Origin of the sequence: Mesorhizobium sp. CU3, assembly GCF_006442965.1 — a bacterium.
Classification (GTDB): Bacteria; Pseudomonadota; Alphaproteobacteria; order Rhizobiales; family Rhizobiaceae; genus Mesorhizobium.
Genome location: NZ_VFWX01000002.1, coordinates 293,577 through 319,164, shown reverse-complemented (window position 1 = coordinate 319,164; position 25,588 = coordinate 293,577). Strand labels below are relative to the sequence as shown.

The following is a 25,588-nucleotide window of genomic DNA, read 5'->3' as shown; positions in this document are numbered from 1 at the left end:
ATCGGGGTTCACGGAATGGCATTGGACATCGGCTATGTCAGCGCGGTCGGGGCGGGGGCGATCTCGTTCCTGTCGCCTTGCGTGCTGCCGCTGGTGCCGCCCTATCTGTGCTACATGGCCGGCGTCTCGGTCGACGATTTTCGTGGCAACCAAAGCGTGACGGCAAAGGAAGGCGCGCGGGGCGCGTTGCTTTATGCCTCGCTCGCTTTCGTGCTCGGCTTCTCCACCGTCTTCGTCGCGCTCGGCGCCGGCGCCTCGACCATCGGCCGGCTGCTGCGCGTCTGGCAGGAGCCGCTGGCAATGGTGGCGGGCGCGCTGATCATCGTCATGGGCCTGAACTTCCTCGGCATATTGCGCATCCCGCTCCTGTCGCGCGAGGCGCGCTTCCAGTCGCAGGGCAAGCCCGCCAGCATGGTTGCCGCCTATGTCATGGGCCTTGCCTTCGCCTTTGGCTGGACGCCTTGCATAGGCCCCGTGCTGGGACCGATCCTGACCTTGGCTGGCGGCCGCGAAACGGTGGGCGAGGGCGCGCTGTTGCTTGCCGCCTATTCGCTGGGGCTCGGCATCCCGTTCCTGATCGCAGCGCTGTTTTCCGGCGCCTTCATGCGCTTCCTCGGCAAATTCCGCGTCCATCTCGGCCGTGTCGAAAAAGCGATCGGCGCGCTGCTGGTCGTCGCCGGCGTGTTTTTCCTCACCGGCGGCGTACAGAGCGCGTCATATTGGCTGCTGGAGAATTTCCCGGTGCTGGGGCGGCTGGGGTAATCATCGTTGTGCACAGGATCGAACTGTGGACCCGCTGATTAAGAGTCAGATGCTCCGCCATCTCACCGGAATTTAACCGCATTGGTGCAGCATAGCGCCAATGCTAAATGTGCCTTGATTCCAAACCATTCCATACGGTTGCCCATCCATGAGCCAGAGATCCTGCCTGTCCGTCATCCTCGCCGCCGGCGAGGGCACGCGCATGAAAAGCGCGATGCCGAAGGTGTTGCATGCCATTGCCGGCCTGCCGATGGTGGCGCATGTGGTGAAGGCTGCCGAGGCGGCCGGGGCGACGGGCGTGGCGCTGGTGATCGGCCATGGCGCGGAGGACATGCGCAAGGCGGCGCAGAAATTCGTGCCCGAGGCAGAGACCTTCGTGCAGGAGAGGCGGCTCGGCACCGCGCATGCGGTGCTCGCCGCGCGCGAGGCGATTTCAAAGGGTTATGACGATGTCCTCGTCATGTTCGGCGACACGCCGCTGATCGACGCCGAGGCTCTGACGGCGGCCCGGCAAAAGCTGGCCGAGGGCGCTGCCGTCGCGGTCATCGGTTTTCGGCCGCCGAGCCCCACCGGCTATGGCCGGTTGATCGAAAAGGCCGGCCATCTCATCGCCATTCGCGAGGAGAAGGATTGCTCCGAGGCGGAGAAAAAGATCGGCTTCTGCAATGCCGGCATGATGGCGGTGGCGGGCGAGCACGCGCTTCGGCTGCTCGACAAGGTCGGCAACAACAACGCCAAGGGCGAATATTATCTCACAGATATCGTCGAGATCGCCGGCGCGGAGGGGCTGGATGTGGTGGCCACCGAGGCTAGTTTCGAGAGCGCGCTCGGCATCAACAACCGCGCTGAACTCGCCGAGGCGGAAGCCATATGGCAGGCGCGCCGGCGGCGCGAGGCAATGCTTGCAGGTGTGACGCTGATTGCGCCGGAAACCGTCTATTTTTCGCACGATACGGAGATCGGCGCCGATACCATCGTCGAGCCGAATGTCTGGTTCGGGCCAGGCGTCAAGATTTCCACCGGCGCCACGATCCACGCCTTCAGCCATATGACCGGCGCTACCATCGCGGAAAACTGCGAGGTCGGGCCGTTCGCGCGGCTGCGGCCAGGAACCGATCTCCGCAAGAAGGCCAAGGTCGGCAATTTCTGCGAGGTCAAGCAGGCAACGGTCGAGGAAGGCGCCAAGGTCAACCACCTGACCTATATCGGCGACGCGCGCGTCGGCGCCGCGGCCAATATCGGCGCCGGCACCATCACCTGCAATTATGACGGCTACTCGAAATTCTTCACCGATATCGGCGAGGGCGCCTTCATCGGCTCGAATTCCTCGCTGGTGGCGCCGGTTTCGATCGGCAAGAACGGCTATATCGCGTCGGGCAGCGTCATCACCGAAAGCGTGCCCGACGACGCGCTGGCCTTTGGCCGCGCCCGCCAGAAGACCATTCCCGGCAAGGCCAAGGAATTGCGCGAGCGGTTTGCCTCGGCTGCCGCGGCGCGAAAGAAGGCCGCGGCGGAATAGCATTCGTACCTCGCCTTTTGGTGGCATTGCTGAAGCGGCCCCGACTGGTCCAGAAATAAACGACTGGAAACTAAGACCTTGAAAAGGCGAGCGGTCCGGGTAACTGGATTGCAAGCGCAAACTGGCATTGTGCATCGGCAAAAAGGCCGTTCCGGTTGACACGGAACGAAACGCAAAGTGACTTTCGCGAAAGCCCGGCAATCCCTAGATAGCGCTGGGTTTTTCGCTGGGAATCGGGGGCAAGCGCATGTGCGGCATCGTTGGAATCGTCGGCCGAAGCCAGGTCGCGCCGCTTATTGTCGATGCGCTGAAGCGGCTTGAGTATCGCGGCTACGACTCGGCCGGCGTCGCCACCATCGAGAAAGGCGAGCTTGACCGCCGCCGTGCTGAGGGCAAGCTGATCAATCTCGAACGCCGGCTGAAGGACGAGCCGCTCGACGGCACGATCGGCATCGGCCACACGCGCTGGGCCACGCATGGCGTGCCCAACGAGACCAATGCGCATCCGCATTTTTCTAGCGGCGTCGCCATCGTCCATAACGGCATCATCGAGAATTTCGCCGAATTGCGCGACGAGCTGACCCGCGACGGCTACAAATTCGCCTCGCAGACCGACACCGAGGTCGTCGCGCATCTGGTGGCGCGCGAGCTTGCCAGGGGGCTGAAGCCGATCGAGGCGGCGCATGCGGCGCTGAAGCGGCTGTCGGGCGCCTTTGCACTGGCGATCATGTTCCAGGGTGACGAGGACCTCATCGTCGGCGCCCGCAACGGTCCGCCGCTGGCCGTCGGCCATGGCGAGGGCGAGATGTTCCTGGGTTCCGATGCCATCGCGCTGGCGCCCTTCACCAACTCGATCACCTATCTGGAAGACGGCGACTGGGCCGTCGTGCGCCGCGACGGCGTCGCGATCTACGACATCGACGGCAAGCGGGTCCATCGCAAGCGCCAGCAGTCGCTGTCGACCAGCTTCATGGTCGACAAGGGCAACCGCCGGCATTTCATGGAAAAGGAAATCCATGAGCAGCCGGAGGTGATCTCGCACACGCTGGCGCATTACGTCGATTTCGTTTCCGGCACCTCGAAGCCGCTTGCGCTGCCCTTCGACTTCGCCAAGATCGGCCGGCTGGCGCTCTCGGCCTGCGGCACCGCCTATCTTGCCGGGCTGATCTCGAAATACTGGTTCGAGCGCTATGCCCGGCTTCCTGTCGACATCGATGTCGCCTCCGAGTTCCGCTACCGCGAGATGCCGCTGTCGGCCAATGACGCGGCCTTCTTCATCTCGCAATCGGGCGAGACCGCCGACACGCTGGCGTCGCTGCGCTACTGCCGCCAAGCCGGCATGAAGATCGGCGCGGTCGTCAATGTGCGCGAATCGACCATGGCGCGCGAATCCGATGTCGTGCTGCCGACGCTTGCCGGCCCCGAGATCGGCGTCGCCTCGACCAAGGCTTTTACGTGCCAGCTGTCGGTCCTGGCGGCGCTCGCGGTCCGCGCCGGCGTGGCGCGCGGCACGATTTCTCCCGAGCAGGAAAAGCAGCTGGTGCGCGAGCTTTCCGAAGCGCCGCGCTTCGCGACCCAGGTGCTGAAGCTCGACGAGCAGATCGAGCGCATCTCGCGCGAGCTCTCGCGCTACAAGGACGTGCTCTATCTCGGCCGCGACACCAATTTCCCGCTGGCCATGGAAGGCGCGCTGAAGCTCAAGGAAATCTCCTACATCCACGCTGAAGGCTATGCCGGTGGCGAGCTGAAGCACGGGCCGATCGCGCTGATCGACGAGAACATGCCGGTGATCGTGATCGCGCCGCATGACCGCATCTTCGAAAAGACGGTCTCGAACATGCAGGAAGTCGCGGCGCGCGGCGGCAAGATCATCCTGATCACCGACGCCAGGGGCGCCGCGCAGGCGGGCATCAAGACGATGGAGACGATCATCCTGCCCGAAGTGCCGGAGATCATCTCGCCGATCGTCTACGCACTGCCGATCCAGATGCTCGCCTATTTCACCGCGGTCTTCATGGGCACCGACGTCGACCAGCCGCGCAACCTGGCGAAGTCGGTGACGGTGGAGTAGCTTCTCGGCTGCTGCGGCCCTTCTTTCGTCATCCACGGGCGGAGCAGGAGCGAAGCTCCTGCGCAGACCCGAGGATCCATTCCGTGACGTTTGCGGCCGATCAAAGCGGTGCAGAATCAAGCGCTACCACCCGGTCCCGCGAAAAAGCTCGAACCACTCCGGATTCGTCTTCTCGATCAGTTCGATCTTCCATTGGCGCGGCCATCGTTTCAGTGATTTCTCTCGCTGGATGGCATCGCGGATATCAAAATATTCCTCGTACCAGACCAGGCGCTGCACGCCGTAGCGCCCGGTAAAGCGTGAGCCTTCGCCGGACCTGTGTTCCGGCATCCGACGACCAAGATCGTTCGTGACACCGGTGTAGATGGTGCCGCGCTTGCGGCTTGCAGTCATGTAGACATAGCCCGTCATGCGTGAAGAATAGCGGATGGATGATCAGGCGACCATTCTGACGGGCTGCATTCCTTGGCCGGCGTCACGGAATGGATCCTCGGGTCTGCGCGCGTCGCTTCGCTCCTTGCTCCGCCCGTGGATGACGAAGGGAAGAATGTCTCGGCTAATCGCGAAAGGGAGCAGCTTCCATTTGGAACGTTGAAAGCCGCGCCTTAGCCAATCTCTTTAAAAACTTCGCAGTTCCAAACCGGCCCATGGTTCACTAATGTTTGCGGCGCAACCTCCGCCGCGGTGAGCCATGTCCGACGTCCCGAAAACCTCCGGCATGACCCGACTCAGGAACTATTTCCTGACCGGCTTCATCGTCTGCGCGCCGCTGGCGATCACCGCCTATATCGCCTGGTCGCTGATCGGCTGGGTCGATTCCTGGGTGAAGCCCTATATTCCGGTCCGCTACAACCCCGACACCTATCTGCCTTTCCCGGTGCCGGGCTTCGGGCTGATCGTGGCGCTGGTGCTGATTACGCTGATTGGTTTCCTGACCGCCAACATCGTCGGCCGCGCCATCGTGAATTTCGGCGAGCGGTTGCTTGGCCGCATGCCGCTGGTGCGCGGCATCTACGGCTCGCTGAAGCAGATTTTCGAGACGGTGCTGTCCAACAAGGGCGACATGTTCCGGCAGGTCGGGCTGGTCGAATATCCGCGCAAGGGCGTCTGGTCGCTGGTCTTCGTCGCCAGCGAGAAGGAAACCGAGATCAACCAGAAGCTCGACCAGGAAGGCGATCCGCTGATCGCGGTGTTCATGCCCTGCACGCCGAACCCGACCACCGGCTTCCTGATGTATGTCTATAAATCCGAGATCGTGCTGCTCGACATGTCGATCGAGGACGGCGCCAAGCTGATCGTGTCGGCCGGCATGGTGGCGCCGGAGGTCAAGGCGAAGCTGGTGACGCTGAACGGCGAGCCGGTCGAAGGCGGGCTTGCCAACCCGCCGGTCGGCGCTCAGCCCGCGCGCAGCAGCCGCACCGCCTCGTCACGCCCGAACAGGTAAAGCAACAAGCGCAGCGCCTCGCCGCGTTCGGACTGCAGTTCCGGATCGCGCGACAGGATCAGCCGCGCATCGTCGCGCGCGGCTTCGAGCAGGTCTGCGTGGAATTCCAGCCGGGCCACCTGGAAGCCGGGCGTGCCGGACTGACGTGTACCCAGCAATTCGCCTTCGCCGCGCAATTTCAGATCCTCCTCGGCGATCTTGAAGCCGTCCTCGGTCTCGCGCATCACCGACAGCCGGCGCTTCGCCGTCTCGCCGAGCGGATCCTTGTAGAGCAGCACGCAGGAGGAGGGCTTGTCGCCGCGCCCGACCCGGCCGCGCAACTGGTGCAACTGCGCAAGGCCGAAGCGCTCGGCATGCTCGATGACCATGATCGTGGCATCCGGCACGTCGACACCGACCTCGATGACGGTGGTGGCGATCAGGATGCGCGTCTCGCCCTCCTTGAAGGCACGCATCGCCTCGTCCTTTTCCGCACCTTTCATGCGGCCGTGCACAAGGCCGATGCGGTCGCCGAACAGCGGCTTCAGCGAGGCAAAACGGTCCTCCGCCGACATCAGTTTTATTTCCTCGGATTCCTCGACCAGGGGGCAGATCCAGTAGATTTTCTGGCCTTCGGCGACGGCGTCGCGCATGCGGCCGACCAGTTCGTCGAGACGCTCCATCGGCAAGGTGACGGTGCGGATCGGCTGCCGCCCGGCGGGCTTTTCGGTGAGTTTCGAGACATCCATGTCGCCGAAGGCGGTTAGCACCAGCGTGCGCGGGATCGGGGTCGCCGTCATCACCAGCATGTCGGGTGCGTCGCCCTTTGCGGTGATGGCCAGGCGCTGATGGACGCCGAAACGGTGCTGCTCGTCGACGACGGCAAGGACGAGATCGTGGAACGTCACGCTTTCCTGGAACAGCGCATGCGTGCCGACGACGATATCGATCGCGCCACTGGCGAGGCCTTCCAGCGTTTCGCTGCGTTCACGGCCTTTTTCCCGGCCGGTCAGGATCGCAATCCGAAGTCCGACCTTTTGCGCCAGTGGCGCGATGGTCGCCAGATGCTGCCGGGCCAGGATTTCGGTCGGCGCCATCAGCGCGGCCTGGCCGCCGGCCTCGACAGCGCGTGCCATGGCGAGCAGCGCCACCACCGTCTTGCCGGAGCCGACATCGCCCTGCAGCAGGCGCAGCATACGCTCCGGATCGGCGAGATCGGCGTTGATCTCGGCAAGCGCGAATTCCTGGCTCGGCGTGAGCTTGTAGGGCAGGGCGGCGCGCAATTTCTCGACGATGCGGCCGTCGCCGGTGAGCGGACGGCCCGACAGGCGGCGTATTCTCGATCGCACAAGCGCCAGCGACACCTGGCCGGCCAGCAGCTCGTCATAGGCAAGGCGGCGCCAGGCCGGGCCTTCGACGGCGACATCGATCGGGTCGGCCGGATGATGGACACGGGCCAGCGCGTCGCCGAACGGCGCGAAGGTGTGGCGGCGCATGAAGGCGTCGTCCTGCCACTCCGGCAGTTCCGGCAGCCGGCCGAGCGCCTGGCCGATCGCCCGGCGCAGCACCTTGGCCGACAGCCCGGCGGTCAGCGGATAGACGGGCTCGACCAGGGGCAGGCCGTCGGCTTCGCTCGCCAGCACGATATGGTCGGGATGGACCATGCTTGGGCGGCCGTTGAACCACTCCATGCGGCCGGAAATCACCACGCGCTCGCCTTCCGGCAGCTGTTTTTGCAGATAGGCGGCATGGGCGTGGAAGAAGGTCAGCGCGACCTCGCCGGTGTCGTCATGCGCATAGACGCGGTAAGGCACCGACTTGTTGCCGCGCGGCGGCGGCTGGTGGCGGTCGACCCGCACTTCCAGCGTGACGATCTGGCCCTCGGCCGAGAGCGCGATGCCGGGCCGGTTGCGGCGGTCGATCACCGTGTTCGGCAGCATGAAAAGGAGATCCGCCGCCCGCGCGGGCCGGTCGCCGAGATCGGCCGGCACGACACGCTCGATCAGCGTGCCGACCTTCGGGCCGACGCCGGCAAGCGAGGTGATGGGCACGAACAGGGGATCGAGGATGGAAGGACGCATCGTGTCAGCTTATGTCGCGACGGCGGCAGCGCAAAGGCTGACACCGTCCTCTATCCACGCTATATGCGCTCGCTTCAAGAGGGATGCATGCCATGACCGGAACACAGCGATCAAGCGAGGGGCTGGATGCCCGACGCCGCAAGCTCCTGTTTCGCTCCTGGCATCGCGGCATGCGCGAGATGGACCTGATCCTCGGCTCCTTCGCCGATGCCGAGATCGACGCCTTGACCGGCGACGAAATCGACCAATATGAAAGACTTCTCGAAATCCCCGACACCGAATTCTTCCCGATGGTCACCGGCGAGCGCCCGGTTTCGCCCGATATCGATTGCGCAGTGCTGCAAAAGATACTGGCGTCGCGCCGGACCATGACATTTTGAAACAAGCCTACCCATGAGCCTCATTCCCACCATCGGCCTGCCGAAGGGCCGCGCCGGCCAGTTCATCGTCGACGGCGTCGCCGACGGCTACGAAGCCTTTGCGCTTATACAGACGGCGCAGGAGATCGCGCCGGACAAGCCCGTACTGTTCGTGGCGCGCGACGGCCAGCGCTTGCCGGCAATCATCGATGCGCTCGCCTTCGCAGCACCCGGCCTGCCGGTGCTGGAGCTGCCGGCTTGGGACTGCCTGCCTTACGATCGCGTTTCGCCTGGCGCCGACGCCGCGGCGCGGCGGCTCGACGCGCTTTCGGCGATGATTGCGCTGGCGAAGAAGCCGCATCGCGCCGTGATCCTCACCACCGCCAACGCGCTGTTGCAGCGCATTCCGCCGGCCGAACTGATCGAGGCGCAGACTTTTCATGCCAGGCCCGTCAACCAGATCGATATGAACGCGCTGGTCGCGCGGCTTGAAACCTCCGGCTTCGAGCGCGTGCCGACAGTGCGCGGCCTCGGCGAATTCGCGGTGCGCGGCGGCATCCTCGACCTGTTCGCGCCGGGATGGAGCGAGGCGTTGCGCCTCGATTTCTTCGGCGACACGCTGGAATCGATCCGCGTCTTCGATGTAGCCACCCAGCGCACCACAGGGCAGCGAAAGTCGATGTCGCTGCAGGCGATGAGCGAGGTGGCGCTGACGCCGGAAACGATCAGCCGCTTCCGCCGTTCCTATATCGAAGCCTTCGGCGCGCCCTCGCGCGACGACGCGCTCTATGCCGCGGTCAGCGAAGGCCGGCGCTTTGCCGGCATGGAGCACTGGCTGCCGTTCTTCTACGAGCGGCTGGAAACGGTGTTCGACTATCTGCCGGACGCGCCTGTCGTCTTCGACCATCTGGCGCATGAGGCGCTGGCCGAGCGGCACACGCTGATCCTCGACCACTATGAAGCGCGCCGCAAACAGGCCGACAGCGCGTTGAAGGACGCGGTGCCCTATAAGCCGGTAGCGCCGGACCTGCTTTACCTCTCGCCGGACAATCTCAAGGCGTCGCTTGGGCCGCGCGAGGACATCGACTTCACTGTGTTCGATGCGCCCGACGTCGGCGCCAAGAAGGTCTTCCATGGCGGATCGCGGCAGGGCCGCAGCTTTGCCGAGGAACGCGCCGATCCGAACATCAACGTCTTCGACGTCGTCGTGAAACACATTGCCGACGAGCGCGCGGCGCGCCGCCGCGTCATCGTCGCCGGCTGGACGGAGGGCTCGCTCGACCGTCTTGGACAGATCCTGGCCGAACATCATCTTGGCAATCTCAAGTCTGTCGCGACGCTTGCCGAGGTCGAGAAGCTCGAGCCGGGGCAGGCCGGTCTGGCCGTGCTGCCGCTGGAAACCGGTTTCGAGACCGACGATCTGGTCGTCGTCGCCGAGCAGGACATCCTCGGTGACAGGCTGATCCGCCGTTCGAAGCGCAAGAAGAAGGCTTCGGACTTCATCGCCGAGGCCTCTTCGCTGTCGGCGGGCGACATCGTCGTCCACGCCGATCACGGCATCGGCCGCTTCATCGGCTTGCGCACCATCGAGGCGGTCGGCGCGCCGCATGACTGCCTGGAAATCCACTATGCCGGCGACGACCGGCTGTTCCTGCCAGTTGAAAACATCGAGCTTCTGTCGCGCTACGGTTCGGATTCGGCCGAGGCGACGCTGGACAAGCTCGGCGGCGGCGCCTGGCAGGCGCGCAAGGCGCGGCTGAAGCGGCGCCTGCTCGACATGGCCGGGCAACTGATCCGCATCGCCGCCGAACGGCAGATGCGTTCCGCGCCGGCCATGATCCCGGCCGAAGGCCTTTACGGTGAGTTCGCGGCGCGCTTCCCTTACGAGGAAACGGACGACCAGCAGACGGCGATCGATTCCGTCATGGGCGATCTCGGCGCCGGCAAGCCGATGGACCGGCTGGTCTGCGGCGATGTCGGCTTCGGCAAGACGGAGGTGGCGCTGCGCGCCGCCTTCATCGCGGCGATGGAAGGGTTCCAGGTCGCGGTCGTGGTGCCGACGACACTTCTGTCGCGCCAGCATTTCAAGACCTTTTCGCAACGCTTCTCCGGCCTGCCGATCCGCATCGCACAGGCGTCGCGCCTGGTCGGCGCGAAGGAACTGGCGGAGGCCAAGAAAGGCATCGCCGAAGGCACGGTCGACATCGTCGTCGGCACGCATGCGCTGCTCGGCTCTTCGATCTCGTTCAAGCGCCTCGGCCTGCTGATCATCGACGAGGAGCAGCACTTTGGCGTCAAGCACAAGGAGCGGCTGAAGGACCTCAAGTCCGACGTGCATGTGCTCACGCTGTCGGCGACGCCGATCCCGCGCACGCTGCAACTGGCGCTGACCGGCGTGCGCGAACTGTCGCTGATCGCCACGCCGCCGGTCGACCGCATGGCGGTGCGCACCTTCATCTCGCCCTTCGACCCGCTGGTCATCCGCGAGACGCTGCTGCGCGAACGCTACCGCGGCGGCCATTCCTTCTACGTCGTTCCGCGCATCAGCGACCTGGCCGAAATCCATGATTTCTTGAAGGAATCCGTACCAGAGCTGAAGGTCGCGGTGGCGCATGGTCAGATGCCGCCGGGCGAGCTCGACGACATCATGAACGCCTTCTACGACGGCCAATACGACGTGCTTTTGTCGACGACCATCGTCGAATCCGGCCTCGACATCCCGACCGCCAACACGCTGATCATCCACCGCGCCGACATGTTCGGGCTGGCGCAGCTTTACCAGTTGCGCGGCCGCGTCGGCCGCTCGAAGGTGCGTGCCTATGCGCTGTTCACGTTGCCGGCCAACCGCAAGCTCACCGACACCGCCGAGCGGCGGCTGAAGGTGTTGCAGTCGCTCGACACGCTGGGCGCCGGCTTCCAGCTCGCCAGCCACGACCTCGACATACGCGGCGCTGGCAATCTTCTCGGCGAAGAGCAGTCGGGCCACATCAAAGAGGTCGGCTTCGAGCTCTATCAGCAGATGCTGGAAGAGGCAGTGGCCGAGGTGAAGGACACCGGCGAGGCGCAGGATGGCGGCTGGTCGCCGCAGATCGCGGTCGGCACCGCGGTGATGATCCCGGAAAGCTATGTGCCCGACCTGCAACTCCGCATGGCGCTGTACCGCCGGCTCGGCGATCTCGAAAGCACCGAGGAGATCGACGGTTTCGGCGCCGAACTGATCGACCGCTTCGGCCCGCTGCCGGAAGAGGTGACGCATCTGTTGAAGATCGTCTTCATCAAGGCGCTCTGCCGCAAGGCCAATGTCGAGAAGCTCGACGCCGGCCCCAAGGGCATCGTCATCCACTTCCGCAAGCGCGAATTCCCGAATCCGGTTGGACTGGTCAAATTCATCGGCGAACAGGGCTCGCTGGCCAAGATCCGCGCCGACCACAGTGTCGTCTTCATGCGCGATTGGCCGAACGCGGAGAAGCGGCTCGCGGGGTCTGCGGTTGTCATGACGCAACTGGCGCGGTTGGTCGACAAGGCGGCATGACATGACCAGGACCATTCGCCACCGCTGAAAAACCCGGCTAGAATAGGCAGTCGGCTTCGTGTAAGGAGCCGCGACCTCGTTTCGAGGCTGAATGGCGGGCAAGGGCGCTCGCCGGTTTGTTTTGACGCAATTCCGGACGAAAACAGTTCACGTTTCCTGGAATTGCCCTGGAAGGCCCAGGAAGGGCATTGGGTGCAGCGATGACGAAATGGTCGCCGAATTCGTGGAGAACAATGCCGATCAAGCAGGTTCCGGCCTATCCGGACGCTGCGGCGCTGCAGGCGACGGAGGCGCAGCTCGCCACGTTCCCGCCGCTGGTTTTCGCCGGTGAGGCGCGCAAGCTGAAGAAGCAACTGGCGGCGGTCGCTGCCGGCGAGGCCTTCTTGCTACAGGGCGGCGACTGCGCCGAGAGCTTCGCCGAGCATGGCGCCGACAACATCCGCGACTTCTTCCGCGTCTTCCTGCAGATGTCGGTTGTGCTAACCTTCGCCGGCGCGCAGCCGGTGGTGAAGGTCGGCCGCGTCGCCGGCCAGTTCGCCAAGCCGCGCTCCTCCGACAACGAGACCAAGAGCGGCGTGACGCTGCCGAGCTACCGCGGCGACATCATCAACGGCATCGAATTCGACGAAAAGTCGCGCATCCCGGATCCGGCGCGCCAGGAAATGGCCTACCGCCAGTCGGCCGCGACGCTCAACCTTCTGCGCGCCTTCGCGCAGGGTGGCTATGCCAGCCTGGAGAATGTGCATCGCTGGATGCTCGGCTTCGTTGCCGACAGCCCGCAGGGCGAGAAATACGAGTCGCTCGCCAACCGTATCACCGAGACGATGGAGTTCATGCGCGCGGTCGGCATCACGTCGGAAACCAATTTCGCGCTGCGCGAGACCGATTTCTACACCAGCCACGAGGCGCTCCTGCTCGGCTATGAAGAGGCGCTGACCCGCGTCGATTCCACCTCCGGCGACTGGTACGCCACCTCCGGTCACATGATCTGGATCGGCGACCGCACGCGCCAGCCCGATCATGCGCATGTCGAATATTGCCGCGGCATCAAGAACCCGCTCGGGCTGAAATGCGGCCCGTCGCTGACGCCGGATGGCCTGCTCGAGCTGATCGACCTGCTCAACCCCGAGAACGAGCCGGGGCGGCTGACGCTGATCGCGCGCTTCGGTTCCGACAAGGTCGCCGAGCACCTGCCCAAGCTCGTGCGGGCGGTGAAGAAGGAAGGCCGCAACGTGGTCTGGTCGTCCGACCCGATGCACGGTAACACGATCGAGGCAGCCGGCTACAAGACGCGGCCGTTCGACCGCATCCTGAAGGAAGTGCAGACCTTCTTCGAGGTGCACCGCGCCGAAGGCACGCATCCGGGCGGCATCCATGTCGAGATGACGGGCAAGAACGTCACCGAATGCACGGGCGGCGCCCGCGCCATAACGGCGGAAGACCTGCAGGACCGCTACCACACCCATTGCGATCCGCGTCTCAACGCCGACCAGGCGATCGAACTGGCCTTCCTGGTTTCGGACCTGCTCAAGAAGAGCCATCCGGTCCAGCACAAGCAGGCCGCCAACGCCTGAACCGACGCGTTTTTTGCGAGATTTGCGAAAGGCGTCGGATAGGATCCGGCGCCTTCTTCAATTCGTACTGGAGGTTGGCAAAGCTTCGCCGCTAGAGCAGTTCACCGTTCAACGGAATCGGTGAGCCGCTCTATCTCTTTGTTTTTACGCAATTCCGGACGGAAAACCGATCACACTTTTCCTGGAATTGCTCTAGTCAGGGTCAGGCGCCTGTGTCGGATCATCAGGAAAATTGCTTCTGCCCGGTGGCAGAACGGCAAAGTTGATGGCGATGGGCCGCGCCCTCAGCGACCAGTTGAAAAGCACCGTCTTGACCGGCAGGCCGGCGACCCAGGGCTGCAGTCGCGGCGGGACGGTCTTGCCGCGCGGCCATACCAGCAGCATGCCTTGGTCGCGCAGCCGCTCGTTCGTGATCCAGGGCGCGAAGCGTTTGTTGAGCATGGTGTAGATCGACGGCTCGTCGGGAGCGTCGAGCCCCGCAAGCATGGCGACGGTGTCTTCGCCGCCGACAATGCCCAGCCGTCCCGGCACCGTCTCGTGCCAGATCGTCTCCGCGGTATCGGAGATCGATTGCGCGGGCCAGCAGAAGGGTTGCAGGCGCCCGGAAACATTGCAGCCTGTCCAGCGGGTCGCGGCATAGGCGCTCGACACGCCGACGATGCAGACCATAGCAAGCACCGTCAGCCGGCGAAGTTGCGTTGCTCCGAGTCGCTGGCCGAACAGTGCGACAGCCACGGCGCCGACGAGGTTGTACATCGTCGCGCCCCATGACTCGCCCGCGCCCGTGAATAGCGAGGCAATCACCACGAGCAGCGCCGGCCCAAGGCCCATCCACGCCAGATAAACGATCGCGCGCCGCTCCGGCTCAGGATGCAGCGCAGGGCCCGAGCTCGGCCGCGGCAACAGGCCCGAGAGACCGAGAACGACCAGGAAGCCGGAGAGGGCGGCAAGTTGGACGCCGAGATAATAGAGGCGCGCGCGGTGCGCGAGCACCCAGGCATTGCGGTTTTCTGCATAGGTCAAAGGCAGGAAATCGAAGCGATAGAGCGCCAAAGCGAGCGGCGCGACGACAGCGATGAAAACGGCAAGGCCGAGCCACGGCCAGGGCGTGGCGAGCCGGCTGCGGGCGCGGGCGTCGTAGAGCAGCCACAGGGCGCCGAACGTCAACAGCAAGCCGGTGGAGAATTTAGCATAGAGCCCGACTCCAGAGACGAGGCCCAGCGCAAGCCACCAGCCCGGACGTCCGTCGCGGGCGGCGCGCCAAAGCAACCAGCAGATGCCGGCCCAGAAAGGCATCTGCGCATAGTCATGGTTGAACTGCGGGGTCGGCCAGCCGAAAAAGTAGATCGACGGCATCAAAAGCACGGCAGCCAGCGCGCGGGTCGGGCCCATCATGTCGCGGGCGAGACGATAGACCAGGACGAAGGTCGTCGAGATCATCAGCTGCGAGATGAGATATTGCGGCCAGCGCGTCGAGCCGGTCAGAAGATGACCGATCTCGAGCAGCCAGCAGGGGAGTTGCGGGTGCTTGTAGGTCAACAGCACCCATTCGCGACCCCACATGAGGCCCTCGACGACATCGTGCGGCGGCCCGATGTCGACGATCGCCGGCATGACGGTCCAGAAGGAAATCTGAACAAGGCACAAGAGCGCCAGCAATCGCCACGGATGCTGGGTCAGGCTGGTCCATATCGAAGACAGGCTGCCTTCGGCCGAAGTCGCCGCCGGCCAGACATGCAGGGATTCGCTTGACATGCGAGCCTAAAATCACACCGGCGGATTTCTGAACAGCGCAATAGCGAAAGCTTACGAAAATGTATGCTTGCGCAACATTGTAAAACCAAGATCGCGGTGGAATTCGACGACAAGTCTGCCTTGGCGCCCAGGGCTGGACCGTGGCCGGCTGACCGTAGAGGAACCCTGGCACGTTGTTTCCGAGGCGCGTCGATCCCGGGCAAAAGGTGCCTCCAATGCGTCATGAGCATGCCGTCATCCATCATCGCGGGCTCGATTTCTGGTCGGCGCGCGCGGCGGTTCTGGTGATCATCTGCCTGCAGCTTCTGGTCATCAACGACCTGTCCTTCGGCCCGCGCTGGCTGGCACCGGCGATCGAGGCGGCGTTGCTGGCGCCGCTCTCCATCGCGACGGCCTGGACGCAGATGGCGACGCAGAAGGCCGTGGATCACGAGCACTGGTATGCGATCGGTCGGTTCCGCCTCTATATCCGCCGTACCGCGCTGTTCATGACCGGCGTCATCAGCTTCATGAATTGCGGGGCGTTGGTCTTCTTGGTGCGGGCGCTGCTTCAAGGGCATGCCGGCGTCGGTACCACGCTCCTCGTCGATGCGCTCAACATCTGGGTCACCAATGTGATCGTCTTTGCGCTTTGGTTCTGGAGCACCGACCGCGGCGGGCCGCCGACCTGCGGCCTGGTCAAGCGCGCGCAGGCGGATTTCCTGTTCCCGCAAATGACGTTGCCCGATCGCGAAATCCAGGGATGGCTGCCGGGCTTCGTCGACTATGTCTTCCTCGCCTTCACCAATGCGACGGCGTTCTCGCCGACCGACACCTTGCCGCTCAGCCAGCGCGCCAAGCTTTTGATGATGGCCGAGGCGATGATTTCCTTGCTCACGATCGCGCTGGTGGCCGCAAGGGCTGTGAACATCCTCGCCTAAGCTGCGCCGATATTCAGGTGAGGCCGGCCTGCGAAAGGCGGCTTTCTGCGCTTCCGGTGCTCACGTACTTAAGTACGCTCCGCTCCGGTTCTCTGAAGCCACCATTCTCGGCGCGGCCTGACCTGAATCTCGACACAGCTTCCGAGCTCAGCGGCCGCGCTCCCATCGCATCGCGGCCAGCCTCGGATCGGCGAAGGTGGCGCGCGAGAATTCGAGCCGCTTGTCCGGGAATTCGCAGATCGCCTGGAGGCCGAAGGCGCCGATCCTGATGCGCCAGGTCTGCGGCTCCAGCGGCTTGGCCTTGGCAAAGCCCTTGCAGGTCAACAGCGCGATGTTGGCGCCCTTGGGATCGCGCACCGAGCGGTAGCGGATCGCTTGCATCCCGGCCTCGCGCGCCACATCGGCGATCGCCTGGCAGGCGGCGTAGTCGGTCGGATGCGTCCAGGCCTGTGCATCGCGGTCGAGCGGCCGGCGCGTCAGGTCGATGGCAGCCCCGCATTTGATCGCGGCGGCGAAGGCCGTGTAGTCGGCGGCGTCGTTCGGCCATGGCGTCAGTGGCGATTCGGCGAAAAACAGCAGGCGATAGAAAGCCATTTCCGCCACCGCGGTCAGCACCGTCTCGGCCGCGTAGTAAACGCCTTTGGTCTTGCCGGCGCGGCGGAAGCGTGAACCGTAGGGATAGACCGAGCCGTAGCGGAAGGGCGTCGCCAAGAGATAATGGAGGTGGCGGCATTCCAGCGGGATTTGCGGCTTGGTGCCCTCGACGAGTTCCTCCAGCAGCGCCTGCTCGTCGAGCGTGTCGACAAGCTTCAGGGTCGAGACGCGATGCTGCGCCTCGACGATGCGCCAGTACTTGCCGTCGAGCCTGACGGCCTCAGACGAGAGCGCGTCGGGAGTCCAGATAGGCAATGACATCGACAAGTCCGGCAATCGTCAGGATCTTTTCGAGCGGCGTGCCGTCGAAGGCCGTGTTGGGGTTCTTCAGCCATGCCCGCGCGACGGTTTCGTCACCACCGACGATTGCGTCGAGCGAGCGGAACAGGCGCACGAACAGCACCGCCAGTTCGAACGGCTTGGTGCCGCGCTCGAGCTGAAACTCCTCTCTGCGCATGCGCGAGACCGTCGCTTCCGAGACGCCGATGACCAGGGCAAGCGTCCTGGCGGTGATGTCGAGCAGGTCGGCCGCGCGTAGCGTGGCCTTGGTGATGACGGCATTTTCGGCCGCCGTCGCGGCCGCGACTGGACGTTGCATAAAGCGCACCCTTTCATTTCTGTGGAAAATATAGTCCGCAAAAATTCACTTGGAAAGGATTTTGCCTCGGATTTCAGTCTTTCTTGTAGAGCAGCCAGCCCTTGCCGGTGCGGCCGGTCATCGCAGAATGCCTGCTCACCCGGTTGCGGCCGCCGACCTTGGAACGGTATAGCGCCCGGTCGGCCTTGCCGTAGAGATCCTCGGGGTTTTCCGCTTCCGAGGCCATGCAGACGCCCATGGATACGGTTACGGTGCCGTAGTTCATGCCTGTCTGGCTGCTGGTGAACGGGGTCTGTTCGATGAGGACACGGATGCGCTCGGCGATCTCATAGGTCGCGTCCTCGCTGGCGCCTTCGACGATCAGCGCGAATTCCTCGCCGCCGGTGCGCGCCACGAAGATGTCGGCACGCACGCTCGACTGGAAGATCTCGGCGATGATCTGCAGGATCCTGTCGCCGACGGGATGGCCGTAGCGGTCGTTGATGTCCTTGAAATGGTCGATATCGGCAAGGATCAACGCGTTGAACAGGATGCCGCGGTTGCTGTTGTAGATGCGGGTGATTTCCTTGTCGAAGGCGCGGCGGTTCCACAGCTGCGTCAGCGGGTCGGTATCGGCCAGACGCTTGTATTCCTCCAGCTTCGACTTGACGCTTTCGAGTTCCGCCGTCTTCTCGCTCAGCGTGCTGGAGGCCTGGCGGTTGTGGTCGAGCGTCGAACTCGTCGCCGCCGACATGGCGCCGGCAATCTTGTGCAGCAGTTCCTGCGACAGCAGGCTGCGATTGCTCAAGCCGCTCGACGTCTCGTCGAGGATGCGGCCATATTTCTCCATATGTGTGCGCTCGTTGCGCAGAAGCGCCGCCACGTCCTCGAGCTCCTTGGCGATGACGTCGCGGGCATGCTCGACGATGGCCGGACCATGGTGCTGCGGAAAGAAGGCGCGGCCGATGCGGTCGAGGTCTTCCTGGGTCGGCCGGTTGCTCAGCGAAACCACGGCGACGCTGAGCTCGCGGTTGCTGCCGGTGAGGGCCTCGTAGAATATTTCGTAGTTGCGCGGCAGGCCAAGCACGCCGAGCTGACGCATCGTGGCCACGACCTGGCCGGCAATGTCGGTGTTCCTCTCGGGGGCAACGGCTGCCGGCTGCATGGTCTTTCCATATCCTCCGGAGCGGCGGCGGGCCCTAAGGCCACCGGCTATCCGCCCATGTGGGGACATGCAAAGAATCGCGACAATCGAAGGTGTGTCCCCATCACGACCTTCACTTGCAGGAACCATAAATGCGGCGGCGCTAAAGTTTCCTTAATAGCCGGCATTTCCTTATTGTTTTTGCTACCTCAGGCTGTATCCCAAGCACGGCGCGCGGTTTTCGAAACACGCCCCTTCGATGTCGCATTTGCCCGTACCTGACGGCCGCAAAGATGGAATTCTCTGCGGCGACAACAAACGCCGGAAGTATCGAGGAGGTCGGGATGGACGACAATCACAGCGGATCGTGCCTGTGCGGGGCAGTGCGCTTCAAGACACAAGGCCCGCTGCGTGGCGTTATCTATTGCCATTGCTCGCAATGCCGCAAACAGAGCGGACACTTCTATGCGGCGACCAACGTCGCGGACGCCAATATCGCCATCGAAGGCTCGGAAAACATCACCTGGTACGAGGCATCCGGCTTCGCCAGGCGCGGCTTCTGCAAGACGTGCGGTTCGGTGCTGTTCTGGAAGCCGAATGAGGACGCCTATGTTTCGGTCATGGCGGGTTCGTTCGACGAGCCGAGTGGGCTTCTGGGCGAATGTCATATCTTCGTCGGCAGTAAAGGTAGCTACTATTCCGTCGATGACGGGCTGCCGCAGTTCGAGAAGTCGACGCCGTCACTGAAGGTCGCGGACGAATGAATTTTGGGGCAGCTGGCTTATTCCCTTGATCCCGCCATTGCGATATCCCCTGCCGGTGACACGCAAGGGGGCTGGGCATGCAGCGGCTGATCGATGCTTTCATCAACTCGGTGCGGGCGTTCCGCAAGCTCGCCGCTCATGAAAAGGCCTTCCAGCAGGAATTGCTTTTGCTGGCGCTCGCGCTGCCGGCCGGCTGGTTCATATCGGTGTCCTGGAGCAGCTATGCTCTTTTGATCGGCGCGGTGCTGCTCCTGATCCTGGTGGAAGTGCTGAACACCGGCATCGAAGCAGCCTGCGACGCGATCTCGCGCGAGTTCCACATCGACATCCAACTCGCCAAGGACTGCGGTTCGCTGGCGGTGCTGATTTCGATCGTGATCGCCGGCGGCGTCTGGATCATCGCCCTCATCGAGCGCCTTTTGGGCGCGCCGATCTGATCTGAATTACGATCCCGCCTGATCTTCCCGGGCGCGTTCGCGCTTCGCAAAGTGGTGACCAACCAGCCAGGCGATGACGGCGACAACGACGCCGACGCCGAGCGCGATGACCAGCCGCTCGTGGCGCGCAAAGGCCTGGCCCACCATCTGCTCGGCGCCGAGGCCGAAGACAAAGCCGATGCCGCTGAACAACGCCGCCCAGGCGGCGGACGAGATGGCGTTCAGGATGATGAAGCGCGGCACCGATACGGTCGACAGGCCAGCTGCTATGCCGCCGACAAGCCGCATGCCGTAGACATAGCGATTGGTCAGCACGAAGATGTTGGGGTGGGTGTTGAGCAGACGGTAGGCGCGGCTGAAGCCCGGCCGCCGGCGCAGCCTTTTCACATAGGCATGGTCGGCAAAGCTGCGGCCCAGCGTGAAGAAGCCGGTGTCACCGACAAAGGCGCCGAGGAAAGCGGCCAGGAATGTATGCCAGAGCACAAAGACGTGCTGGTGCGCGAAGAAGCCGCCGAGGATCGCAGCGCTTTCGCCTTCGGCGACGCAGCCGAGAAAGACGGCGATCAGGCCATATTGTTCGATGAGACGATGGATGACTTCGGTCATTGGGTGGCGGACCGTGCCGATAGCTTCTCGTCGATCTGCCTGAGCTGTTCGGCCAGGCGCGTGATGTCGTCGCGCATGGCGATGATCTCGCTGTGGCGCAATTCGTCGAGTTTTTCATGCAGGGCCATGATCTCGATCTCGGCTTTCAGATTGACCTCGTAGTCATGAGCGGCGTCGATGCGGTCGCGCTCGGTCTGGCGGTTCTGCGACATCATGATCACCGGCGCCTGGATCGCGGCAAGCATCGACAGCACCAGGTTGAGGAAGATGAAGGGGTAGGGGTCGAACGCATCGCGCGTCAGCAGCCAGACATTGCCGGCGGTCCAGACAACGAGAAAGGCGAGGAAGCCGAGGATGAAGGACCACGAACCGCCGATCCTGGCGATGGCGTCAGCGACGCGGTCGCCATAGGTCTCATGGAAAGCCACCGCCTTGTTGATGTCTTTGGTGATGGTGGTGCGCTCGAGCGTAGACTGCAGCACGCGGCTCTCGAGCGGGCCGAAACCGCCCGGTTTTCGCTTCAGCAAGCGGTTCGCCATGTCCTCGACGATCTTGTTCATCTGGCCCTCCTTCGCGCGACCCCGATAGAGGTAGAGGCTACCGGGGCGGACGTGAAGTGATAGATTGAGCCAAACAGGCGAGGGCCGACATGCTCGATTTCAAGAAAATCCGCGAACGTGCGGCAAAGCGCAAAGGCGGCGAAGCAGCACTCGCCTCGCTGTTGGGACCAATGCCCGACAATGCGGCGGTGGCGAAGGTCTCGGACGACCGCATCCTGTCGACTATGGCCGAACGCATCTTCGCCGCCGGCTTCGTCTGGCGCGTCATCGAACAGAAGTGGCCTGGTTTCGAGGAAGCGTTTCTTCATTTCGAGCCGAAGCGGTTGTTGTTCCAGCCGGACGATTTCTGGCACGAGCTCGCCTCCGATAGCCGCATCGTGCGCAATCCGCAGAAGATCAAGTCGGTGCGCGACAATGCCGCCTTCGTCGAGCGCGTCTCGAAGGAGCATGGCGGCTTCGGCAAGTTCATCGCGCAATGGCCGGCCGACGACCAGGTCGGGCTGACCGCCTATCTCGCCAAGCATGGCAGCCGTCTCGGCGGCAATACCGGTCAGTATTTTTTGCGCTGGCTGGAGTGGGACACGTTCGTCGTCTCGGCCGACATGGCGGCCGCCTTGCGCGACGCCGGGCTCGACATCGCCGAGAGCCCGACCTCGAAGCGGGACCTCGACAAAATCCAGGCGCAAATCAACCAATGGTCGGCAAAGAGCGGCCTGCCGCGCCGGCACATCTCGCGCATCCTGGCCATGTCGATCGGCGAGAATCACTCGGTCGAGACGTTGCGCGAGTACGCAGGCGATTAGGCCAGGCCTGGTTGCCGCATGCGGCGTATTTGGCACAAGCAATCGCCATTGCGAGCCGATTTCAGCCACGCTACATGCGTTGCATGACCAAGACCGCTCCCGACATCCTGCGCATTGCCGTCGCCCAGCTCAACCCGACCGTCGGCGATGTCGCCGGCAACCTGGCAAAAGCGCGCGAGGCGAGGGCGGATGCCGCGCGCCAGGGCGCCGATCTGGTGCTTTTTACCGAGCTCTTCCTCGCCGGCTATCCGCCGGAGGATCTGGTGCTGAAGCCTTCCTTCCTGAAGGCCTGCGAGAAGGCCGCGCAGGATTTCGCCAAGGATACAGCCGATGGCGGTCCGGGCGTCATCATCGGCACTCCGCTCAAGCGCAAAAGCGGAACGCACAATTCGATCGTCGTCGCCGACGGTGGCAAGATCATCGCCGAACGCTACAAGCTCGACCTGCCGAACTACGGCGAGTTCGATGAGAAGCGCGTCTTTCAGGCCGGGCCGGAACTGCAGGGGCCGGTCAATTTCCGCGGCGTGCGCATCGGCATTCCGATCTGCGAGGATATCTGGGGCGAGGTCGCCGTCTGCGAGACGTTGGCCGAGAGTGGCGCCGAGATCCTTCTGGTGCCGAACGGCTCGCCCTATTACCGCGCCAAGATCGATGTCCGCCACCAGGTCGTGATCAAGCAGGTCATCGAAACCGGCTTGCCGATGATCTACGCCAACCAGCTCGGGGGTCAGGACGAGCTGATCTTCGACGGCGCCTCGTTTGCGATTGGCGCCGACAAGACGCTGGCCTTTCAGATGAGCCAGTTCGAGGATGCGGTCGACGTCACCACCTGGAAAAGAACGGATGACGGCTGGGTCTGCTCGGAAGGCCCGATGTCGAAAATCCCCGAGCGCGAAGAGGCCGACTATCGCGCCTGCATGCTGGGCCTGCGCGACTACGTAAACAAGAACGGTTTCAAGAACGTCGTGCTCGGCCTCTCCGGCGGCATCGATTCGGCGATCTGCGCGGCCCTTGCCGTCGATGCGCTGGGCGAAGAGCGGCTGCGCACCGTGATGATGCCTTACCGCTATACGTCGAAGGATTCGCTGAAGGACGCCGAGGATTGCGCCCGCGCGCTCGGCTGCCGCTACGACATCGTGCCAATCTCCGAGCCGGTCGAAGGTTTCAAGCATGCGCTGACGAGGCTGTTCGAGGGCACGCAGGAAGGCATCACCGAGGAAAACCTGCAGAGCCGCGCTCGCGGCACGATCCTGATGGCGATCTCGAACAAGTTCGGCTCGATGGTGGTCACCACCGGCAACAAGAGCGAGATGTCGGTCGGCTACGCCACGCTTTACGGCGACATGAATGGCGGCTTCAACCCGATCAAGGACCTCTACAAGATGCAGGTCTATGCGCTGTCGCGCTGGCGCAATTCCCATGTGCCGCCGGGCGCGCTCGGGCCTTCGGGCGAGGTGATCCCGAAGAACATCATCGACAAGGCGCCATCGGCGGAACTGCGCGAGAACCAGACCGACCAGGATTCGCTGCCGCCCTATCCGGTGCTGGACGACATACTGGAATGCCTGGTCGAGAACGAGATGAGCGTCGACGACATCGTCGCGCGCGGCCACGACCGGGCGACGGTGACGCGCGTGGAGCACCTGCTCTACATCGCCGAGTACAAGCGCCGGCAGGCAGCGCCAGGCGTGAAGATCACCAGGAAGAATTTCGGCCGCGACCGCCGCTACCCGATCACCAACCGCTTCCGGGACCGGGCGTAACGCTCGCCTGATCCGACGGTTCCGCACGACCATTGTTGCAAAATCGTCGCAGTGGTTGAACCAGATTTGTCTTTGGCCGCGCCCTGCCTTGGCGAGGCGGCGAGACGTTCCTATAAGGGCTTCTCCGCGATTCCCTTCCGGGAGGAACGTATGGCAGGATTTGACATCGTTAAACGAGGTCGCAAGGCCTAGGTCTGCCCAGGCGCTCCGAAGCCTTTTCGGATAGCCGGACGCAGCACAGGCATTTGCCGCTGTCGGCCGCCGCCTCGGGCGCGCGACCAACCATACTGAACCTCCCGTTTTAGACGCCGCCATTTGGGCGCCAACGCGGGTTTTCCAATTCAGACTTTTACCGGGACCGGGCAGCTTTGCGCCCGGATGACATCATGGCTCGTTTCAAGATCGATCTGCGCGCCAGCGCCTTTCGCAGCGTGCTCGGCTTCACGTTCAGCCACTGGCGGCGCCAGCCGTGGCGGCTGTCGCTCATCATGGGCGCCTTCCTGCTGGCGACGCTGGCCGACGTTTTGACGCCGCTCTATTCCGGCCGGCTGGTCGACGCCGTCGCCAGCAGCGCCGGCGCCAACCAGGTCGCCTGGAATGCCGCAATGACGGCGTTCTTCGTCCTGATGGCGCTGGCTTTGGGCGGCGTCGTGCTGCGAAACGCCGCCTTCATGGGAATCGTCGAGCTGACGCTGAAGATGATGTCGGATATCGCTGCCGATGCCTTCCATCGCGTGCAGCGTTTCTCGACCGACTGGCACGCCAACAGCTTTGCCGGATCAACGGTGCGCAAGGTCACGCGCGGCATGTGGGCGCTCGACCTGCTCAACGACACAATCCTGATCGCGCTTTTGCCGTCGGTGGTCATGCTGGTCGGCTCGACGCTGCTGCTCGGCTGGTTCTGGCCGCTGATGGGCACTGCGGTGGCGGCCGGATCGGTGCTGTTCATCGCTGTGACGGCGGTGCTGTCGCTCGGCTATGTCGCGCCGGCCGCGCGGCTTGCCAACAGCTGGGACACGCGGCTCGGCGGCTCGCTCGCCGATGCGGTGAGCTGCAACGCCGTGGTCAAGGGCTTTGGCGCTGAGGCGCGCGAGGAAGCGCTTCTTGCCAAGGTCGTCGCCAAATGGCGCCTGCGCACCGGCCGCACCTGGGTGCGCGGCACGATCAACGGCACCACGCAAGGCGCGATGCTGCTTCTCATGCGGGCGGCGGTGATCGGGCTTGCGCTGATGCTGTGGGCCTGGGGCCAGGCGAGCGCCGGCGATGTCGCCTTCGTGCTGACCTCGTTCTTCGTTCTGCAGGGTTATCTGCGCGACATCGGCACGCATATCCGCAACTTGCAGCGCTCGATCAACGACATGGAGGAGCTGGTCGACTTCCAGTCCGAGCCGCTCGGCATCGAGGATCGGCCCGGCGCTTCGCCGATCCGCATCAGCGAGGGGCGCGTCGCCTTCGACAAGGTGACGTTCCACTACGGCAATCACCGGCTGCCGCTCTATCGCGATTTCTCGGTCGAGATCGCGGCGGGCGAGCGCGTCGGTCTGGTCGGGCATTCGGGTTCGGGCAAGACGACCTTCGTCAAGCTGATCCAGCGTCTCTACGACGTGAATGCCGGGCGCATCCTGATCGACGGGCAGGATATCGCGCAGGTGGCGCAGGCCTCCCTGCGCGGCCAGATCGCCATCGTCCAGCAGGAGCCGATCCTGTTCCACCGCTCGCTGGCCGAGAACATCGCCTATGCCAGGCCCGGCGCCACGCAGGCCGAGATCGAGCATGCGGCGAAGCTCGCCAGCGCGCACGACTTCATCGCCGCTTTGCCCAAGGGCTACGGAACGCTGGTCGGCGAGCGCGGCGTGAAGCTGTCGGGCGGCGAACGCCAGCGGGTGGCGATCGCACGCGCCTTCCTCGCCGATGCGCGCATCCTGATTCTGGACGAGGCGACATCGAGCCTCGATTCGGAATCGGAGGTGCTCATCCAGAAGGCGATGGAGAGGCTGATGGTCGGGCGCACGACGCTGGTCATCGCGCACCGGCTGTCGACGGTGCGCGCGCTCGATCGGCTGCTGGTCTTCGATCGTGGCAAGATCATCGAGGAAGGCTCGCATGATGCGTTGATCCGCCTGAACGGCGGCATCTACCGGCGGTTGTTCGAGCGCCAGGCGCTCGAATTGACCAAGGGCCTTGTCGATTGAAGCAATGACAGCCCCGGCTTCGGCCGGGGCCGTCGGCGACTCCAGCTGACGGGGCTGCTTTCGCAGGATGCAACTTCAAAATCCGCAGTTGC

21 protein-coding genes are annotated in these 25,588 nt (G+C 63.9%); 13 read left to right on the top strand and 8 right to left on the bottom strand.

From position 1 onward, the window contains the following. The first annotated feature begins 15 nt into the window (after positions 1 to 15). From FJ988_RS04995 to glmS, 3 genes are all read left to right on the top strand, one after another. Entirely contained in the window at positions 16 to 762 is a 747-nt protein-coding gene (locus tag FJ988_RS04995) for a cytochrome c biogenesis CcdA family protein (RefSeq protein WP_140815648.1), read from the top strand. A gap of 148 nt (positions 763 to 910) precedes the next feature. After that, positions 911 to 2,281, top strand: coding sequence for a bifunctional UDP-N-acetylglucosamine diphosphorylase/glucosamine-1-phosphate N-acetyltransferase GlmU (glmU, locus tag FJ988_RS04990; protein ID WP_140815647.1), 1,371 nt, complete (start codon positions 911 to 913; stop codon positions 2,279 to 2,281). A 247-nt stretch (positions 2,282 to 2,528) separates the two neighbouring features. Continuing rightward, complete coding sequence (glmS, locus tag FJ988_RS04985; protein ID WP_140815646.1) at positions 2,529 to 4,352, top strand: glutamine--fructose-6-phosphate transaminase (isomerizing); 1,824 nt, start codon at positions 2,529 to 2,531, stop codon at positions 4,350 to 4,352. Positions 4,353 to 4,475: 123 nt separating this feature from the next. Here glmS and FJ988_RS04980 read toward each other — a convergent pair whose 3' ends face one another. Beyond that, entirely contained in the window at positions 4,476 to 4,763 is a 288-nt protein-coding gene (locus FJ988_RS04980; protein WP_140815645.1) for a GIY-YIG nuclease family protein, read from the bottom strand. Between the two features lie 280 nt (positions 4,764 to 5,043). On the opposite strand from FJ988_RS04980, the gene FJ988_RS04975 reads away from it, so the two are divergent. Beyond that, positions 5,044 to 5,796, top strand: coding sequence for a DUF502 domain-containing protein (locus FJ988_RS04975; RefSeq protein ID WP_140815644.1), 753 nt, complete (start codon positions 5,044 to 5,046; stop codon positions 5,794 to 5,796). On the opposite strand, the gene recG is transcribed toward FJ988_RS04975, so the two are convergent. Continuing rightward, on the bottom strand, positions 5,748 to 7,856 hold the full coding sequence (gene recG / locus FJ988_RS04970) for an ATP-dependent DNA helicase RecG (protein ID WP_140815643.1): 2,109 nt from the start codon (positions 7,854 to 7,856) through the stop codon (positions 5,748 to 5,750). The genes FJ988_RS04975 and recG overlap by 49 nt on opposite strands. A 92-nt stretch (positions 7,857 to 7,948) precedes the next feature. Between recG and FJ988_RS04965 the strand changes: the two genes are divergently transcribed. The 3 genes from FJ988_RS04965 (at position 7,949) to FJ988_RS04955 (ending at position 13,321) form a co-directional block, all read left to right on the top strand. Then, positions 7,949 to 8,236, top strand: coding sequence for a succinate dehydrogenase assembly factor 2 (locus tag FJ988_RS04965; protein WP_140815642.1), 288 nt, complete (start codon positions 7,949 to 7,951; stop codon positions 8,234 to 8,236). 13 nt (positions 8,237 to 8,249) lie between these two features. Next, a complete protein-coding gene (gene mfd / locus FJ988_RS04960) occupies positions 8,250 to 11,747 on the top strand; it encodes a transcription-repair coupling factor (RefSeq protein WP_140815641.1) in 3,498 nt (1,165 codons plus the stop codon). A gap of 200 nt (positions 11,748 to 11,947) precedes the next feature. Then, entirely contained in the window at positions 11,948 to 13,321 is a 1,374-nt protein-coding gene (locus FJ988_RS04955) for a class II 3-deoxy-7-phosphoheptulonate synthase (RefSeq protein ID WP_140815640.1), read from the top strand. A gap of 192 nt (positions 13,322 to 13,513) precedes the next feature. Here the strand turns inward: FJ988_RS04955 and FJ988_RS04950 are convergent, their stop codons facing one another. Beyond that, positions 13,514 to 15,076 (bottom strand): glycosyltransferase family 39 protein, encoded by a 1,563-nt coding sequence (locus tag FJ988_RS04950; RefSeq protein ID WP_140815639.1) that lies wholly within the window; start codon positions 15,074 to 15,076, stop codon positions 13,514 to 13,516. A 215-nt stretch (positions 15,077 to 15,291) separates the two neighbouring features. Here FJ988_RS04950 and FJ988_RS04945 point away from each other — a divergent pair, with 215 nt between their 5' ends. Continuing rightward, positions 15,292 to 15,996, top strand: coding sequence for a hypothetical protein (locus FJ988_RS04945; protein WP_140815638.1), 705 nt, complete (start codon positions 15,292 to 15,294; stop codon positions 15,994 to 15,996). Between the two features lie 147 nt (positions 15,997 to 16,143). Here FJ988_RS04945 and FJ988_RS04940 read toward each other — a convergent pair whose 3' ends face one another. The 3 genes from FJ988_RS04940 to FJ988_RS04930 all read right to left on the bottom strand — a co-directional run bounded on the left by FJ988_RS04940 (position 16,144) and on the right by FJ988_RS04930 (position 18,392). Then, complete coding sequence (locus tag FJ988_RS04940) at positions 16,144 to 16,911, bottom strand: RES family NAD+ phosphorylase (RefSeq protein WP_140815637.1); 768 nt, start codon at positions 16,909 to 16,911, stop codon at positions 16,144 to 16,146. Then, complete coding sequence (locus FJ988_RS04935; protein WP_140815636.1) at positions 16,871 to 17,248, bottom strand: MbcA/ParS/Xre antitoxin family protein; 378 nt, start codon at positions 17,246 to 17,248, stop codon at positions 16,871 to 16,873. Before FJ988_RS04935 ends, FJ988_RS04940 begins: the two co-directional genes overlap by 41 nt. 73 nt (positions 17,249 to 17,321) lie before the next feature. Continuing rightward, positions 17,322 to 18,392, bottom strand: a complete 1,071-nt coding sequence (locus FJ988_RS04930; protein ID WP_140815635.1) for a GGDEF domain-containing protein — start codon at positions 18,390 to 18,392, stop codon at positions 17,322 to 17,324. 323 nt (positions 18,393 to 18,715) lie between these two features. Between FJ988_RS04930 and FJ988_RS04925 the strand changes: the two genes are divergently transcribed. Further along, positions 18,716 to 19,135, top strand: coding sequence for a GFA family protein (locus FJ988_RS04925; RefSeq protein ID WP_140815634.1), 420 nt, complete (start codon positions 18,716 to 18,718; stop codon positions 19,133 to 19,135). Between the two features lie 77 nt (positions 19,136 to 19,212). Beyond that, positions 19,213 to 19,572, top strand: coding sequence for a diacylglycerol kinase (locus tag FJ988_RS04920; protein WP_140815633.1), 360 nt, complete (start codon positions 19,213 to 19,215; stop codon positions 19,570 to 19,572). Between the two features lie 6 nt (positions 19,573 to 19,578). On the opposite strand, the gene FJ988_RS04915 is transcribed toward FJ988_RS04920, so the two are convergent. Both FJ988_RS04915 and FJ988_RS04910 read right to left on the bottom strand, forming a co-directional pair. Next, positions 19,579 to 20,178, bottom strand: a complete 600-nt coding sequence (locus tag FJ988_RS04915) for a DedA family protein (protein ID WP_140815632.1) — start codon at positions 20,176 to 20,178, stop codon at positions 19,579 to 19,581. Next, positions 20,175 to 20,738, bottom strand: coding sequence for a DUF1003 domain-containing protein (locus FJ988_RS04910; RefSeq protein ID WP_140815631.1), 564 nt, complete (start codon positions 20,736 to 20,738; stop codon positions 20,175 to 20,177). Before FJ988_RS04910 ends, FJ988_RS04915 begins: the two co-directional genes overlap by 4 nt. An 89-nt stretch (positions 20,739 to 20,827) precedes the next feature. Between FJ988_RS04910 and FJ988_RS04905 the strand changes: the two genes are divergently transcribed. The 3 genes from FJ988_RS04905 to FJ988_RS04895 all read left to right on the top strand — a co-directional run bounded on the left by FJ988_RS04905 (position 20,828) and on the right by FJ988_RS04895 (position 25,496). Next, a complete protein-coding gene (locus FJ988_RS04905; RefSeq protein ID WP_140815630.1) occupies positions 20,828 to 21,541 on the top strand; it encodes a DNA-3-methyladenine glycosylase I in 714 nt (237 codons plus the stop codon). A gap of 83 nt (positions 21,542 to 21,624) precedes the next feature. Further along, positions 21,625 to 23,304: an NAD+ synthase gene (locus FJ988_RS04900; RefSeq protein ID WP_140815629.1), complete on the top strand. Its 1,680-nt coding sequence runs from the start codon at positions 21,625 to 21,627 to the stop codon at positions 23,302 to 23,304. Between the two features lie 386 nt (positions 23,305 to 23,690). Beyond that, the gene (locus FJ988_RS04895; protein WP_140815628.1) at positions 23,691 to 25,496 is read left to right on the top strand and encodes an ABC transporter ATP-binding protein; all 1,806 of its coding nucleotides are present in this window, start codon (positions 23,691 to 23,693) and stop codon (positions 25,494 to 25,496) included. The last annotated feature ends 92 nt before the right edge of the window (positions 25,497 to 25,588 follow it).

Excerpts from the sequence above, each read along its gene's own strand:
- FJ988_RS04950 (WP_140815639.1), bottom strand. The coding sequence starts at position 15,076 with ATGTCAAGCGAATCCCTGCATGTCTGGCCGGCGGCGACTTCGGCCGAA.
- FJ988_RS04905 (WP_140815630.1), top strand. The coding sequence starts at position 20,828 with ATGCTCGATTTCAAGAAAATCCGCGAACGTGCGGCAAAGCGCAAAGGC.
- glmU (WP_140815647.1), top strand. The coding sequence starts at position 911 with ATGAGCCAGAGATCCTGCCTGTCCGTCATCCTCGCCGCCGGCGAGGGC.
- recG (WP_140815643.1), bottom strand. The coding sequence starts at position 7,856 with ATGCGTCCTTCCATCCTCGATCCCCTGTTCGTGCCCATCACCTCGCTT.
- FJ988_RS04995 (WP_140815648.1), top strand. The coding sequence starts at position 16 with ATGGCATTGGACATCGGCTATGTCAGCGCGGTCGGGGCGGGGGCGATC.
- FJ988_RS04895 (WP_140815628.1), top strand. The coding sequence starts at position 23,691 with ATGGCTCGTTTCAAGATCGATCTGCGCGCCAGCGCCTTTCGCAGCGTG.
- FJ988_RS04925 (WP_140815634.1), top strand. The coding sequence starts at position 18,716 with ATGGACGACAATCACAGCGGATCGTGCCTGTGCGGGGCAGTGCGCTTC.
- FJ988_RS04930 (WP_140815635.1), bottom strand. The coding sequence starts at position 18,392 with ATGCAGCCGGCAGCCGTTGCCCCCGAGAGGAACACCGACATTGCCGGC.
- FJ988_RS04975 (WP_140815644.1), top strand. The coding sequence starts at position 5,044 with ATGTCCGACGTCCCGAAAACCTCCGGCATGACCCGACTCAGGAACTAT.
- FJ988_RS04980 (WP_140815645.1), bottom strand. The coding sequence starts at position 4,763 with ATGACGGGCTATGTCTACATGACTGCAAGCCGCAAGCGCGGCACCATC.
- glmS (WP_140815646.1), top strand. The coding sequence starts at position 2,529 with ATGTGCGGCATCGTTGGAATCGTCGGCCGAAGCCAGGTCGCGCCGCTT.
- FJ988_RS04935 (WP_140815636.1), bottom strand. The coding sequence starts at position 17,248 with ATGCAACGTCCAGTCGCGGCCGCGACGGCGGCCGAAAATGCCGTCATC.
- mfd (WP_140815641.1), top strand. The coding sequence starts at position 8,250 with ATGAGCCTCATTCCCACCATCGGCCTGCCGAAGGGCCGCGCCGGCCAG.
- FJ988_RS04945 (WP_140815638.1), top strand. The coding sequence starts at position 15,292 with ATGCGTCATGAGCATGCCGTCATCCATCATCGCGGGCTCGATTTCTGG.
- FJ988_RS04920 (WP_140815633.1), top strand. The coding sequence starts at position 19,213 with ATGCAGCGGCTGATCGATGCTTTCATCAACTCGGTGCGGGCGTTCCGC.
- FJ988_RS04910 (WP_140815631.1), bottom strand. The coding sequence starts at position 20,738 with ATGAACAAGATCGTCGAGGACATGGCGAACCGCTTGCTGAAGCGAAAA.
- FJ988_RS04940 (WP_140815637.1), bottom strand. The coding sequence starts at position 16,911 with ATGTCATTGCCTATCTGGACTCCCGACGCGCTCTCGTCTGAGGCCGTC.
- FJ988_RS04900 (WP_140815629.1), top strand. The coding sequence starts at position 21,625 with ATGACCAAGACCGCTCCCGACATCCTGCGCATTGCCGTCGCCCAGCTC.
- FJ988_RS04915 (WP_140815632.1), bottom strand. The coding sequence starts at position 20,178 with ATGACCGAAGTCATCCATCGTCTCATCGAACAATATGGCCTGATCGCC.
- FJ988_RS04965 (WP_140815642.1), top strand. The coding sequence starts at position 7,949 with ATGACCGGAACACAGCGATCAAGCGAGGGGCTGGATGCCCGACGCCGC.
- FJ988_RS04955 (WP_140815640.1), top strand. The coding sequence starts at position 11,948 with ATGACGAAATGGTCGCCGAATTCGTGGAGAACAATGCCGATCAAGCAG.